The 14,218-nt window shown below is 59.2% G+C and carries 10 protein-coding genes; 4 read left to right on the forward strand and 6 right to left on the reverse strand.

Going from position 1 to position 14,218, the window contains the following annotated elements; genetic code table 11:
* Positions 1–326: 326 nt before the first annotated feature.
* Positions 327–2,441: a 5-histidylcysteine sulfoxide synthase gene (gene ovoA / locus BFR47_RS03570; protein WP_071471802.1), complete on the reverse strand. Its 2,115-nt coding sequence runs from the start codon at positions 2,439–2,441 to the stop codon at positions 327–329.
* Between the two features lie 216 nt (positions 2,442–2,657).
* Between ovoA and ppnP the strand changes: the two genes are divergently transcribed.
* Entirely contained in the window at positions 2,658–2,972 is a 315-nt protein-coding gene (gene ppnP, locus BFR47_RS03575) for a pyrimidine/purine nucleoside phosphorylase (protein ID WP_071471803.1), read from the forward strand.
* A 54-nt stretch (positions 2,973–3,026) separates the two neighbouring features.
* On the opposite strand, the gene BFR47_RS03580 is transcribed toward ppnP, so the two are convergent.
* From BFR47_RS03580 to BFR47_RS03595, 4 genes are read right to left on the reverse strand one after another with little or no spacing between them, the layout of a single operon-like run.
* Complete coding sequence (locus BFR47_RS03580; RefSeq protein WP_071471804.1) at positions 3,027–5,123, reverse strand: putative bifunctional diguanylate cyclase/phosphodiesterase; 2,097 nt, start codon at positions 5,121–5,123, stop codon at positions 3,027–3,029.
* A complete protein-coding gene (locus tag BFR47_RS03585; protein ID WP_071471805.1) occupies positions 5,116–7,491 on the reverse strand; it encodes an ATP-binding protein in 2,376 nt (791 codons plus the stop codon). Before BFR47_RS03585 ends, BFR47_RS03580 begins: the two co-directional genes overlap by 8 nt.
* Positions 7,488–8,009, reverse strand: coding sequence for a YfiR family protein (locus tag BFR47_RS03590; protein ID WP_071471806.1), 522 nt, complete (start codon positions 8,007–8,009; stop codon positions 7,488–7,490). The genes BFR47_RS03585 and BFR47_RS03590 overlap by 4 nt, the downstream gene beginning before the upstream one ends.
* 18 nt (positions 8,010–8,027) lie before the next feature.
* Positions 8,028–10,040 (reverse strand): TonB-dependent receptor plug domain-containing protein, encoded by a 2,013-nt coding sequence (locus BFR47_RS03595; protein ID WP_071471807.1) that lies wholly within the window; start codon positions 10,038–10,040, stop codon positions 8,028–8,030.
* Positions 10,041–10,213: 173 nt separating this feature from the next.
* Between BFR47_RS03595 and BFR47_RS03600 the strand changes: the two genes are divergently transcribed.
* The 3 genes from BFR47_RS03600 to BFR47_RS03610 all read left to right on the forward strand — a co-directional run bounded on the left by BFR47_RS03600 (position 10,214) and on the right by BFR47_RS03610 (position 12,399).
* On the forward strand, positions 10,214–11,296 hold the full coding sequence (locus BFR47_RS03600) for a PQQ-dependent sugar dehydrogenase (protein ID WP_071471808.1): 1,083 nt from the start codon (positions 10,214–10,216) through the stop codon (positions 11,294–11,296).
* Between the two features lie 119 nt (positions 11,297–11,415).
* Positions 11,416–11,865: a YtoQ family protein gene (locus BFR47_RS03605; protein ID WP_071471809.1), complete on the forward strand. Its 450-nt coding sequence runs from the start codon at positions 11,416–11,418 to the stop codon at positions 11,863–11,865.
* A 132-nt stretch (positions 11,866–11,997) separates the two neighbouring features.
* The gene (locus BFR47_RS03610; RefSeq protein ID WP_071471810.1) at positions 11,998–12,399 is read left to right on the forward strand and encodes a rhodanese-like domain-containing protein; all 402 of its coding nucleotides are present in this window, start codon (positions 11,998–12,000) and stop codon (positions 12,397–12,399) included.
* A gap of 33 nt (positions 12,400–12,432) precedes the next feature.
* On the opposite strand, the gene BFR47_RS03615 is transcribed toward BFR47_RS03610, so the two are convergent.
* Complete coding sequence (locus tag BFR47_RS03615) at positions 12,433–14,160, reverse strand: potassium/proton antiporter (protein ID WP_071471811.1); 1,728 nt, start codon at positions 14,158–14,160, stop codon at positions 12,433–12,435.
* Positions 14,161–14,218: the final 58 nt, after the last annotated feature.

Here is a 14,218-nt window from a genome sequence, read left to right on the forward strand (position 1 = left end):
TTTGATCTTCTGAGCGGGATCGTCAAGCGATCTGGCTTAACTGATCGGCATTAGGTCTGATGACCGGCTTTTTTTGTCTGAACACCAGAGGCGAGATTGTAGGCGCCGCTTTAGCCGGCGCAAGCCTGCAGGCAACGGCATGTCTGTAAGAACTGCATATCGCCTGAAGGGCTTGTGTGGTCTGATCCGCCAGCTGAAGCGGCGGCTACAAAAACCGTAAGCCAGCCCGTCCCATAGAGTTCTGGACCGCCAGGCCTGCGTATCCCCCTTGGCCGAATAAATTCTACCCTACGCCTGCTCATTCATTACAGCCGCTCGGAGCCGGCTTATTTCAGCTGCCACACCGTCATCTCGGCCAGGCTGTGCTGAAACTTGCGTCGGGTTTCGCGGATCACGAAGGGAATATCCTGTTGCCCCACCAGCGTGAAGCGATCAATCAGGGCGGCTTTCAGCCCATCCAGGGTGGTAAAGTTCTCGCCATTGACCTTGATCCCCCCCAGCCACCTGGCTTTGGGGGTGTAGTCTTCCAGCCAGGTATAGGGCGAGGTCAGCACCAGATAGCCACCGGCATTCAGCCGCTCGTGTACCTGGATCAAAAACAGCGCCGGATCGTAGAGCCGGTCGATCAGGTTGCCGCAGAAGATCAAATCGTAACCGGTAAAGCGCGGCTTGAGGTTGCAGGCGTCGCCCTGCACAAAATCAATCCTGTCGGCCAGCCCAGCATAACCCAGCTCATCGAGGCGGCTTTCCTTGAACTCCACCAGCTCTCCCTCGGTGGGGATGGCGAAGCGGGTCTGGCCACTTTCCTTGAGCTGAAAGCCGTGCTGGATGAAACGAGCGGAAAAGTCGATGCCGTCCACCTGCTTGAAATAACGGGCCAGTTCGAAGCTGGCTCGCCCCACCGAGCACCCCAGATCAAGGGCCCGGCCCCGGTTCAGGTCCGGCGTCTGCGCCAGCAGCACCTGCACACAGGCCACCGGGTAGTTGGGCACCCCAAAGTAATGGTCGCCATAGTGGAACTCCAGATACTGGGCCACCAGCTCATCGGTTTCATAGGTATTTACCACGTCCATGGGAACCTCTTTGCTGTCGGATTCAATGTAGCGAAAGCCCGCATGCTGAAAGAAATGGCGGCGAAAGGCATAGCGGGCATAACGGGTGGCCTCGTTGCCGGTCGACATCCAGGAGCCCCCCTTTAACAGGTTATGGCGGCCGTCGAAGGTCGGGGTAGAAAAGTCGTCATAGAGCGGATGCACTTCAAAGCCGGGGAAACCGTCTATCGGGGTCTCGGTCCACTGCCAGACGTTGCCCGTCACATCAAACAGCCCCCGCTGCTCGAAGCGGTTCACCGGACAGGGCGAGGCATAATACTCCAGGTTGATATTACCGGGTGCCGTCTTCCAGTCCGGCTGATCGACGTCGAGCCGGTTACGCAGCAGGGTCCATTCCGCCTCGGTCGGCAGCCGTATGTGGGTGCCGCTCTGCTCGGCTTTCCAGTTACAGAAGGCCTTAGCCTCCAGGTAATTCACCTCTACCGGCCAGTCCTGTGGCAACGGCATTTCCTGCAGCAGATTACGCTGCATATATTCGCCGTTACGGTGCGTCCAGAAACGCGGCATTGTGGCCCCGGTATAGCTCAGCCAGCGCTGCCCCTCTTCGGTCCAGAATCGGGGCTCGTCATAACCCCCCGCGCTCACAAAAGCCAGAAATTCACCGTTGGATACCAGGTGTTTCGCCACCTTGAACGAGGGTACCGCAACGGTCTTGTGGCCGTATTCGTTGTCCCAGCCATAGGTAGCCGCGGTCGCCGGCTTACCCAGCGTCAGGGTATCGCCCGCCACCGGCAGCAAACTGTTTTGCGGCGCCGGGCCCGACTCGCTACAGGCCGCCCACAACGGATGTGCATCCAGGTATGACAGCGGCAACATGCGCATGATCACCGACGAGGTTTCCAGGTGAATTCGTTCATGCTCGATGCCCATCAGCACTATCCAGGCCGGTGAATCCCGGGTAATGGGCAGGGTCAGCGGCATGTCGCTGATCAGCCGGTCGACCACTTCTCGTACTCGAGCACGATAGGCACGGGTCTCGGCCACCGTGGGCCAGTCATAATGGGTGCTGTCCAGATCATCCCAGGACATTTCGTCGACGCCGATGGCGAACATCGACTCCAGCCGTTCGTTCAGCCGCCGGTCATGGTACTTGCCCAGCAGCAGCTTGTTGATGAAAAACACGGCGGTGTGACCGAAATAGAAAATCAGCGGGTGGCGCAGGGGCTCCGGACGCAGATAATAGGCCTGGTCGCAGTTGATGCAGTCGAACAACTGTTCGTAAAGGGTAAAGGTCTGATGAAAGTAGCGCCGGATTTCTTCCCGTTTCTGCTCGACCGAGGTGCCGGTCAGCAAGGGGGTTCGGGTCACCACCTCTGCTAATGTTTCCATGGCATGTTCCCTGATTGATCGCTGAACTATCGCTGTTGGTATGGCGACGATGCAACCGACAGACCCCGCACTGCGGGCATGAAGCCCGCTGATGCCATCATCGCTTGCTGTTAAGCATAAACGGGATCTCGCGGTCATCGGCAAAAAAACCGGTTTCAAGGCTCCGGCCTTGTGCTATAACCATGAACCCGTTTTTTCATTGTTACAGGAAGTATCATGACTCAATTCGACAACGTTACCGTCATCAAGAAAGCCAATGTCTACGACGGTGGCAAAGTCACCAGCCGGGTGGTCAAGTTTGCCGATGGCAGCCGCAAGACGCTGGGCATCATGCTGCCGGGCGAGTATACCTTCGACACCGCCGCCGCCGAGCTGATGGAAATTCTCGACGGCGAGCTGGAAGTGCAGCTGCCGGGCAGCGACAGCTGGCAGAGCATCAAGGGCGGCGAATCCTTCAACGTGCCCGCCAATGCCATCTTCAAGCTCAAGATCCACAGCCTGGTGGATTACTGCTGCTCTTACTTCGAGTAAGGCACTGACCAGACACTCTGCCCGCCTGGGCAGAGTGTCTGAAGCCCCCCGTCATCACTTGAAATAACGGTTCTCCACCTCTGTCGCCGTAATCGGCTTGCTGTACAGATACCCCTGCAATTCCTGACATCCCATCCCTTCAAGCACCTGTTGCTGACTCAAGGTTTCAACCCCTTCCGCAACGGTGGACAACCCCAGGTTCTCGGCCAGCTGCACTATGGTTCGCGCAATGGCGGCGTCCTTGTCATTCCGGTCGATGTAGTCGACGAATGACTTGTCGATTTTCAGGGTATCGATTGGGAAGTTTCTGAGATAGTTCAGCGAAGAATATCCGGTACCGAAATCATCGATCGCCAGTTTCACACCCAGACGTTTCAGACCAAAGAGCACATAGTTGGTTTCCGCCATATTGGTGATAATCGCAGACTCGGTGATCTCCAGTTCCAGCAGGTGCGGCGACAGTCCTGACTCAAGCAGCGCATGCTCAATCTGCCCGGCCAGACGGGTGTCATTGAACTGCAATGCCGACAGGTTGACGGCCATGCGCACCTCTCTCTGATACTCGTTCTGCCAGGCCCTGGCCTGGTGGCAGGCTTCCAGCAACACCCAGGCACCGATGCGAAGGATCAGACCGGTACTTTCGGCGATATCCATGAAGGTATAGGGAGTCAGTAACCCCCGGGTCGGATGATTCCAGCGCAACAACGCCTCGAATCCGTTGGCCGACTTGGAATGAGCATCCACCTGCGCCTGGTAGTAGAGCTCGAATTCACCATTCTCCAGCGCCGCATGCATATCGTTCTGCAGCTCCAGCTGCTCCCGCTGACACTGGTTCATACTGGTGGAGAAAAACCGGAACGTGTTCCGCCCTGCCTGCTTGGCGTGATTCATGGCCATATCGGCGTGTTGCAGCAGGGTTTGCGAATTGACGCCATCACCGGGGTAACAGGCAACCCCAATGCTCACGGTGACATAGGCTCGATGGCCCTTCAGCTCGAACGGCTCGGCGAAGGCATCGAGCATCCGTTGAACAATACCGGCGACCATTTCCGGTGACTTCGCGTCTGGCAGCAATACCGTGAACTCATCCCCTGCCAACCGCGCGATGTTCGAGAGATCCTCCTTGCCTGCGGCCACCACATCGAATGCCCGCACACTTTGCCTGATGCGTTCTGCGGCCGCACACAACAATTCGTCCCCCACATGATGCCCGTAGCTGTCGTTAATCTGTTTGAAGCGATCCAGGTCTATAAACAGCAGACTCAGACTTTCTCCTTGCCGGTCGGCATGGGCAAGAGCGGCCTCGAGTTGTTCGATAAACAACCGGCGGTTCGGCAGTGCGGTGAGCGAGTCGTAATGAGCATAATAGGCGGCTTCCTGTTCCGAACGCTTGTGACGGGTGATATCGTGCAGGGTACCGGTCATCCGCCTGTCGCCAAAGCTGTCGATCACTTCCGCCCGGTCGTGAACGTTGACCACTCGCCCGTCGAGACCGAGCAGGCGGTATTCAAGATCATACCGTTGCCCTCCCCGCACCAGGTTGCGCACCGCCAACATTAACCTCGATCTGTCTTCCGGATGGACCAGGTGCAGCACTCGCGCATAGTTGATACGCTTCGATCCGGTCGGCAGCCCCAGCATCCGGTACAGCTCGGCCGAGCACTCGATACCGGGCGAGTGAAAATCCCACTCCCAATATCCCAGGTGGGCGATGGACTGCGCTTTTTCCAGCTTGCTCTGGTTACGACCCAGCGCCTTGAGCGTTTCGTTCGCGTTCAGGATATAGTGCACCCGGTGGGTAAACAGCGGCCATTTGAGTGGCTTGGTCATGAAGTCGGTGGCTCCCACCTCGAGTGCCCGTTCAATATCCCGGGGCTGCTCCATGGCGGTAACCATCACGATGGCACACTGGCTCGATGCCGGATGCCGTCGTATCCGCTCACAACACTCGAAACCGTCCATGACCGGCATGGTCACATCAAGCAGTACCAGATCGGGAAGATGAGTTTCAAACTGCTGCAATGCCTGCTCACCGTTTTCCGCCTCAATCAGGGTGAAATCCGACCCCCTGAGCGCCCGCTTCATCAATAGCCGGATCGCCGGGTCATCGTCCACCAGCAATACGGTTCTCGCTTCCCTGCTCTCACTCATTGACGAAGCCTCCCAGCCTCTGTTGCAGTAACTGCCAGGTCTGTGCATAACAGCCACGCAAGGCAGCAACCAGATCGCCCGCCGGCGCCGTGGTGCCTCGCCGGCCCACCGCCTCGACCTGTTTCGCCAGCGCGAACAATTGTGCTGCCCCCAGATTTCCCGCACTGGACTTCAAGGAATGCGAACTCTCGAACAGCGCCTTTGCATCCTCGTCGCGCATTGCCTGCTCCATCTGTGCGATCAGCATCGGCACCCGAGCATCAAACAGCGCTATCATCTCCCGGACCAGATCCTCACCTTCTTCATCCATCTGGGCCAGGTCGTCCAGCACCCCAAAATCCACCACCGCAGGAGGTGAGGCTTCCCCCGATAACGGCTCCGGTTTCACCGCCGCCGGCACCACTGTACCCGATGCCGGCTCTTCCGCTTCGCGACCAAGCCACTTCTCCAGCACCAGTTGCAGGTTCGCACGGGTGAACGGTTTGACCAGCAGATCACAGGCACCGGCCGAACGGAACTTCTTGCTCACCTGCGGCTGAATATCGGCCGTCAGGGCGATGATGGGCACCCCGTCATTGGGGGCCTGGGGGCCCAGCCGCCGAATATGTCGGGTCACTTCCACGCCATCCATTCCCGGCATGTGATAATCCATGAAGATCAGATCGTAACTCTGCTCGCTGGCCCTCTGCAGCGCATCGGCACCATGAGCCGCAATATCGCATCGGTGCCCCAGTGAGGCCAGCAGCCGGCGGGCGACATGCTGGTTGATCGGATTGTCCTCCACCACCAGAATAGAACAACCTGGCATCACCCGAGTCCCACATTTAAGCTCCGGCCCCTGATCACGTGCTTCGGCACGGCCGCCAGCGGCGACCCGGGTCAGCGGCACCGTAAACCAGAAACGGCTGCCCTGGCCGATCTCGCTCTCGATGCCATAACGGCCGTTCATCAGTTCGACCAGCTTCCGGCAAATCGACAGCCCCAGCCCGCTGCCGCCATGCAGGCGGGTTATCGAGTTGTCGGCCTGGGTAAAGGGCGAAAAGATATGGTCTTGCTTGTCCGCCGCAATACCGCCGCCGGTATCGCTGACCGACAGGGTCACCCAGGTATCCGAGTCCTGTTGGCGAATATCGGCACGGACGGTCACGCTTCCGGTATCGGTGAACTTGATGGCGTTATCGATGAGATTGTTCAGGATCTGCCGCAACCGAAGCGTATCGCCCACGACGACGACCGGCTCACCGAGCTCTACCCGCAGCTCCAGCTGCTTGTGCGCCGCCTTGGCTCTATGGTTTTCCGCCACCGCCCCGATAAACTCACCCAGATCGAACGCACGCATCTCGAGCTCGACCTTGTCGGCATCCAGCTTCGAAAAATCCAGAATCTCGTTCAGCAGGATCAGCAGCGACTGGGCCGCGTCGTTCAGCATCAGCACCGTCTGGTTGGTTTCTCGGTCGAAGTTCCCGATCTTCAGCAGCTCGGCAAACCCGATGATGCCGTTCAGTGGTGTGCGCACTTCGTGGCTCATCACCGCCACAAACTCGGATTTGGCGCGACTGGCCTCCTGGGCGGCACCGAGCGCGGACTCCAGCTCGCGGGTACGCTCCTGTACGCGCTGTTCGAGCTCCCGGTTGATGCTCTCCAGCTGCTTGCCCCGCCCCTCAACCTCGGCGATCATGTGGTTGAAGCTCTTGGCCAGCTCGTTGAACTCCTGCGTCGTGGTCAGGGGGGCCCGCCGGGTATAATCATTGTCACCGGTAATACGCTGAATCGTCGCTATAAACCGCGCCATCGGCACGTTGAACATGCGCTGGATCCAGACCACCATGACCAGGCCGAGACCAAAGGCGGCCAGGGCCGTCATCATCACCCGTTGATAAAACTGGTCGATATTCCGGTTCAGCGTCGCCAGATTGTCATGCAGATACACCAATCCCACCACCTCGCCTTCACTCAGCATCGGGATATAGACCCGCAATCCTCCCGGCCCCCGTCGGATCAGGGTATCGCCCTGTTCCAGAACCGAGCCGATCATCCGCTCGGACGGTCGCCCATAGGAGGAGGATCGGACAACGTCGCTGAATACGGTGCCCCGCCCATCAAAAATCATGGCAGCGACCAGATCCGGCTTGACCTTCAAACCATTCAGCGTTTGCTGCGCCGAGATGGCATCCGAGAACAGCAGCGCCGCCAAGGTATTATCGGAAACGACGTCGGCCAGCGACAGCAGTTCCTGACGAGCCTGCTGCTCCGCCATGTCACGCTGATTGGTCACCGCCGTCCAGGAAAGGGGGAGAATCACCAACACCACCAGCGCCAGCATGGCCAGCACCAGTTTGGTGCGCAGCGCCACCTGTCTCTGCTTCATTTTCTGACCTCCAGTGCCAGCTTCAGGATCTGGGCACTGACATCCAGCCCTGCATTTTTCACCTCACGCTGGTTGATTTTGAACCGCAGTTTATCGCCGCTTTCTATCAACTCAATCATGCCTCCCTGACTGACATACCCCGGAATATCGGAAATCGTCAGCACCGGCTGGCGCTCCAGCTGGTAATGCAAACGGGTCATCAGGCTTCGTTCCTTCGTGCCCAGATACACCAAATCACAGCCCGAAACCCGCGACACCGAGTCGGTTCGCCGCACCACGACCGAACGCTCCCCCACCCGTTTGCCCTGCACCTGGGCAAAAAAACGATCATTACCGTCGCCGAAATAACACATGGTGAGATCAGCCCGGGCCGGAACGTCGGGCCAGTGCACATACTTGGCAAAGTTGTAGGTCAGCGCCACTTTCAGCACGGCGATATCATACGACTCACCGAGCAGCGGCGTGGACAGTAGCAATGCCGGCAGCAGCAACAGTTTTCGCCAATCCGGATAGCTCATAGACGCCTCGTGTGAAGATCAGAACTGCAGGGACAGCTTGCCCAGCACTGAGGGCCCTACCCGGTAAGGGATATGAAACTGTTCGGCTTCGTACTCGACGTGATCGCCATAGAAAAGGTCCAGACCCAGCAACGACAGGGTAAGATCCGGCATGGGTTTCCAGTGCGCCCCGATGTCGACCCCGTAAAAACCGTCGAGGGGCTTCTGCAATTCTGCCCTCGACGGCGCGATGACGTTGGTATCGGAGACATGACGCCAGGTGGCGTTCAATGACAGATCCGGCCTGACGGCCCACTCGCCATTGAGGGAGACAATATGCTGCGGGGCCAGCGTATTCTGCGCTTGTATGCCGTCGAAGCGACCATCGGAATAGCTGTAGTTCAGGCGCAACCTGACATCATCGGTAGCCCGCCACTGCGCCGACAATTCGGCCCCGTAGCTGTAGCCCTGCTGTGCGTTGTTGACCATGATGATCGTCGGGGACCCCGGCTCGGGATCTTCGGCGCCGCGCAACTCGGAATAATCGTTGTAATAGAGCGCGGTATCAAATGAAAGGCTGCCGTTTGGCGAATAGCGATGACCCAACTCGTAGGCCCAGAGCGATTCCGAGCCATAGCCTTCGTTACCCACCACCCACACTTCAACAGGAAAAGGAACAAATGCATCGGGAGGCCTGGTGCTGGCATGAATAGTGCGGGTGAGTTCTACCCGGGAGGGCGTGCGTACCGCATAGGCGATGGAGCTCCACAGCCGGTGTTGCTCGTTCGCCCGCCACATGATGCGGGCGTTGGGCTGCCACTCGGTGCCACTGAAGGTACCGTTTTCTACCCGGGCCGCCAGCGTGAGCCAGAGGCTGTGCGGCACCAGGGTCACTTCGTCACGGATAAAGGCACTCCACAGATCCGTGCCTATGCTGTCATCCCCCCCGAAGATAACGGCAGAATGATCCAGCTCGTCTTCAATATGCCGGTAGCCCAGTCCCCAGGCGATACTATGGGCATTGCCCATCTCAAACAGGTGCTGAAAGTCGAGATCGGCGGTATCGGTACGGAAGCCAAACAACGCCTCTTCCCGCACCGCACGGTCGTAATAGGCCTGCAGGCTGAACTCCGAAGTGGCCGACAATGCCCGGGTATATCGGCCCAGCAGGTTCAGTCCTTCGGCATCGAAGCTGTCGGCAAAATACCGTTCATAGTAGGGCGGAGAATTGTCTGGGCTGCGGTACACCTGATGCATGCGATAACGATAGACATCACCACTCAATGTCAGTGTCGAGGCCGCATCCAGCTGACTGTCGAGCCGCCCTCCCGTCTGCAGCTGACGCCAGTCGTTTCGGGTACTCACCCCGTTCGCCAGCATGGCCTGCCCTTGAGCCGGATCCATGTCCTCCGGATACTGGCTCAGGGAGTCGCGAGAAAACCCCTTGAGGTAGCCGCGGGCACTGGTGCCATCGTTGAGCTGCCCACCGTAACGCAGGCTGAGACTGCCCTTCTCGTAACTGCCCGCGGTGGCTTGTGCGTAGCCCCCCTGGGTATTGGAGCTGTGCTTGGTCACGATATTGATGACGCCGTTGACCGCATTCGCCCCCCACAAGGCGGCACCGGGGCCACGGATGATCTCGATGCGCTCGATATCGGCCATCAGGTAATCCTGAACCTCCCAGTACACTCCGGAAAACTCCGGTGAATACAGGGTTCGGCCATCCATCATCACCAGCAGCTTGTTGTTGTAGCGGCCATTGAAGCCACGACTGCTGATTGCCCATTTCTGTGAATCGATCTGGGCCACATGCAAGCCGGGCACGTCACGCAGCGCCTGCGGAATAGAGGCGGCGCCGGAGCGGAGAATATCGTCTGCGGTCACCACATAGATGGCGGCGGGTGCATCCGAGACAGGCTGGCGCTGTTTGGAAACAGAGGTGACCTCGACATTCAGCAGCTCCTGCAGACTCAGATCGAATGAATCCTGGGCAAACGCCGGCGCCCAAAAAACCAGTGATACCGCCATGCACAAACGATTGAAATCACTCATTGTTGTACTTTTCCTTGTACCTGCAGAACACCGCTACCAGCGAAGCCAGATCATCCTAAACGGCCTGTGTATCGATACTATAGTGAGGAGCCTAGGCATAGCAAGGCCGCATTGAATCCAATGCTTCGGACCAACCCCGCTATAGTTAGCCCGAGGCTCAACGGGAGAACACCATGCGCACGCTATTGCTGTTACTGACTCTGATGGCCGCCCCGCTGGCCGCCGACGAATACCGCATCCAGACTCTGGCCGACGGACTGCATCACCCCTGGGGCCTGGTGGAACTGCCCAATGGCGAACTACTGGTTGGCGAGCGGCGGGGCCAGTTGCTGCGCCTGAATGCCGACGGCAGCCGCACCAGAATCGAAGGTCTGCCGGAGATCGCCAGCGGTGGCCAGGCCGGCCTGCTCGATCTGGCACTGCACCCGGACTTTACCGACAATCTCTGGCTGTATTTCAGCTACAGTCAATCCGGCCTCGGGGGCACCGGCACCACCGTGGCCCGGGCGAAACTGACCGGCAACCGATTGATCGAGCAACAGGTGATCTTCGAGCAGCATCCCAAAACCTCGGGCAGCGCCCACTTCGGTTCCCGCCTGGCCTTCGATCCCGAAGGCTATCTGTTCATTACCACCGGCGAGCGTTATCACTCCCGGGACATGGCCCAGCAGCTCGACAATCATCTGGGCAAAATCATCCGGTTGCATGATGATGGCCGGGTACCCGAAGACAATCCTTTCATGGGCAAGCCCTATGCCCTGCCCGGCATCTGGAGCTATGGTCATCGCAACGTGCAGGGGGCCGCCATTCATCCCCACAGCGGTCAGCTCTGGACCCATGAGCATGGCCCGCGCGGGGGCGATGAGGTGAACATCATCAAAGCGGGAGCCAACTACGGCTGGCCGGTGGTCACCTTCGGCCAGGAATACGGCGGTGGCGTCATCGGCCAGGGCTCGACCGCCCCCGGCATGGAAGACCCGCTCTGGGTCTGGGTGCCGTCCATCGCGCCCTCCGGCATGCTGTTTTATACCGGTAGCGAATTTCCCCAGTGGCAGGACTCACTCTTTATCGGGGCGCTCAAGGGTCGCAAGCTGGTTCGCCTCACGCTGGACGGCGAAAAGGTCACCCAGGAGCAGCACCTGCTCACCGAGCTGGACAGCCGCATCCGCACCCTGGTGCAGGCCCGCGAGGGCGGCATCTATGTGCTCACCGACGACAGCAACGGCAAACTGCTCAAGCTGCTGGCGCCGCGTTAGCGAAAAAACCGTCACCCGTTGAAGGCTCCACCTCGGGGCTGATTTTGGTGTGGAAATGCGTTAACCTTTCACAACTGTGTTTAATTTAAAACATTTTTGTGAACAAAAAGGAGTGCATAATGAGTCAGAAAATATGGAACGTGTATCTGTCCGGCGAAATCCACAGCGACTGGCGTGAACGTATTATCGACGGCGCCAGGGCCGCAGGCCTGGCGGTGCAGTTCAGCTCGGCGGTTACCGATCACGATGCCAGCGACATGGTGGGTGTGAACATTCTGGGCAGCGAGGAAGACAACTTCTGGCGCGACCGCAAGGCCTCCGGCATCAACAGCATCCGCACCTCCACCCACATCAAGGCCGCCGATCTGGTGGTGGTGCGTTTCGGCCCCAAATACAAGCAGTGGAATGCCGCCTTCGATGCCGGTTTTGCCGTGGCCTCGGGCAAGCCCATCATTACCCTGCACGATGCCGAGCACGATCACGCGTTGAAGGAAGTGGACGAAGCCGCCAAGGCCACCTGCCGCCAGCCGGAGCAGGTCGTGGAAATACTGGCGTACCTGCTGTCCTGATGCGTAATCCCCCGCCTGGCGGGGGACTTCCTGATTGCTGTGCCGGGTTCTGTCGGCAGCAGCAATTAACCACCGCCTGATCCCGCCGCTTCTGTTTTACACTTGTCCCTGAGTCAAACAGAGGTATTCCCCATGCACCACCGGATCATCGCCTTCTTACCGAGTCTGTTGCTGAGCCTGTCGTTCACCGCCATGGCCGCCAAGCCGGTATGGATTGATGTCGGCAGCCCCGAGGAATACGCCCGGGAACACCTGACCGATGCCGTTCATATTCCCCATACCCGTATCGCTCAAGGCGTGACCGCCCGCTACCCGGACAAAAACACCCCCTTGAACCTGTATGACAGAGGCGGCAACCGTGCGCGGCAGGCCAGTGAAGCCCTGCAGGTGCTGGGCTACCGAAAGGTGATGGATAAAGGCGGACTGGCGTCGCTCAAGGCCGGCGGCCTGGCCACCCGGCAGGCCGACGTGCAGCCCGTTCTTACCCAGACCAGTACTGAATCCGGCACCCAAGCCGGCATCCCGGCGCAGTAATCGGCCCGTAAAAACGGTGACGCACCAACGGCATTAGTCCTTATCGATGTCGTGCTCGCGCAGGCCCACCTTGAGTACCCGATCGCCGTCCACATCGGCCACCGTCCACACCATGTCGTAACGCACGAAATGGTCCCCCACCACCGGATGACCGTTGCTGTGCGCCAGCATGAAGTCACCCAGATTAAGCTCCGCTTCGCTGGCATCCACGTCCACGCCATACATCAGCGCCACGTCGCCCATCCGCGCATCCGCATCCAGAATGAAGTCACCGAAGAAGGCCCGCGCCTTGCTGCGCGCCGCATCCAGATCGCCACCAAACATGTTGTTCAGGGTCTTGAGGTGATTGCTGCGGCCGATGACACACAGCACATCATTCAGTGCCAGCCGGGTACTGCCCGAGGCCGGCAGCAGGTTATCGCCCCGAAATACCGCCGCCACCCGGCAATGAGGCGGAAAGGTGAGCTGACGCACTACTATACCGTCTATCGACTCGCTGTTGACGGTATAGAGAAACATCTCGAAGTCGTCTTCCTGGAAGATGCCCAGCATGGAGCGGCGCCGGGGCGCCGGCTCGGGCGGCACTTCCACGTCCAGCAACCGGGCCACCTGCGGCAAGGTGGAGCCCTGTACCAGCAGTGAAATCAGCACCACGAAAAAGGCCACGTTAAACAGCATGGAGCCTTCGGGTATGCCGGCCATCAGCGGGAAAATGGCCAGCACGATGGGCACGGCGCCGCGCAGCCCCACCCAGGAGATGAAGCCCAGTTCCCGCGCGTTGAAGCGAAAGAACGGCACCAGTGCCACCAGCACCGCCAATGGCCGGGCGATAAAGATCAGCGCCAGCGCGATCAGGCTGGCGGGCAGCGCCATCGACCACATGTCGGCGGGGGATATCAGCAGGCCCAGCACCAGAAAGAGCCCGATCTGGCTGAGCCAGGCCAGTCCGTCGAATACCGGCAAGATCGACTCCATATGGCGCAGGCGGGCATTGCCCACCACCAGACCGGCCAGATACACCGCCAGAAAGCCGCTGCCCGCCAGTAACGCCGTGAGCGCAAACAGCACCAGTCCGAAGCCGGTGACCAGAATGGGATACAAACCCGAGGCCAACCCGATGCGTTTTATCAGTTGCACCAGCAGAATGCCCCCCAACACCCCGGCAATGGCCCCGACGCCGAACTGGGTCAGCAAAAACAGCAGGGTGTCGCCGGCCCCGTTCATTTCGCCGGTGATCAGGCCGATCAGGGTAAGGGTCAGAAAAATGGCCATGGGATCGTTGGTGCCGGACTCGATTTCGAGCGAGGCCCCTACCCGCTGGTTAAGGTGCATGCCCTTGCCGCCGAGCAGCGAAAACACCGCCGCCGCATCGGTAGAGCCGACAATAGCCCCCAGCAGCAGACCGTGCATCCAGCTCAGATCCAGAATATAAACGGCCAGCAGCCCGGTAATGCCGCTGGTGATCACCACCCCCAGGGTGGCCAGACTGAGGGCTGGCTTGAGCCCTACCCGAAAGGTTTCCATGCGCGTGCGCATGCCGCCGTCCAGCAAGATGATGGCGAGCGCAAGGTTACCGATGGTGTAGGCCAGTGAATAGCTTTCGAACTCGATGCCGCCCGGCCCGCTTTCGCCGGCGAGCATGCCAATCAACAGAAAGATCAGCAGAATGGGGATGCCGGAGCGTGCCGACAGCAGGGTAGCCAGTACGCTTAAACACAGCAAAATCCCGGTCAGCAGGAAAAGATGTTCAATATTATCCAATTAGTGCATTCCGACAGGGTTTTAGATGTAACTGTTATATCATAGCCGGGGCCATTCG

It is taken from the genome of Oceanisphaera psychrotolerans (genome assembly GCF_001870485.1).
Taxonomy (GTDB): domain Bacteria; phylum Pseudomonadota; class Gammaproteobacteria; order Enterobacterales; family Aeromonadaceae; genus Oceanimonas; species Oceanimonas psychrotolerans.

Coding starts and splice junctions, on each gene's coding strand:
- ovoA (WP_071471802.1), bottom strand. CDS start 2,441: ATGGAAACATTAGCAGAGGTGGTGACCCGAACCCCCTTGCTGACCGGC.
- ppnP (WP_071471803.1), top strand. CDS start 2,658: ATGACTCAATTCGACAACGTTACCGTCATCAAGAAAGCCAATGTCTAC.
- BFR47_RS03580 (WP_071471804.1), bottom strand. CDS start 5,123: ATGAGTGAGAGCAGGGAAGCGAGAACCGTATTGCTGGTGGACGATGAC.
- BFR47_RS03585 (WP_071471805.1), bottom strand. CDS start 7,491: ATGAAGCAGAGACAGGTGGCGCTGCGCACCAAACTGGTGCTGGCCATG.
- BFR47_RS03590 (WP_071471806.1), bottom strand. CDS start 8,009: ATGAGCTATCCGGATTGGCGAAAACTGTTGCTGCTGCCGGCATTGCTA.
- BFR47_RS03595 (WP_071471807.1), bottom strand. CDS start 10,040: ATGAGTGATTTCAATCGTTTGTGCATGGCGGTATCACTGGTTTTTTGG.
- BFR47_RS03600 (WP_071471808.1), top strand. CDS start 10,214: ATGCGCACGCTATTGCTGTTACTGACTCTGATGGCCGCCCCGCTGGCC.
- BFR47_RS03605 (WP_071471809.1), top strand. CDS start 11,416: ATGAGTCAGAAAATATGGAACGTGTATCTGTCCGGCGAAATCCACAGC.
- BFR47_RS03610 (WP_071471810.1), top strand. CDS start 11,998: ATGCACCACCGGATCATCGCCTTCTTACCGAGTCTGTTGCTGAGCCTG.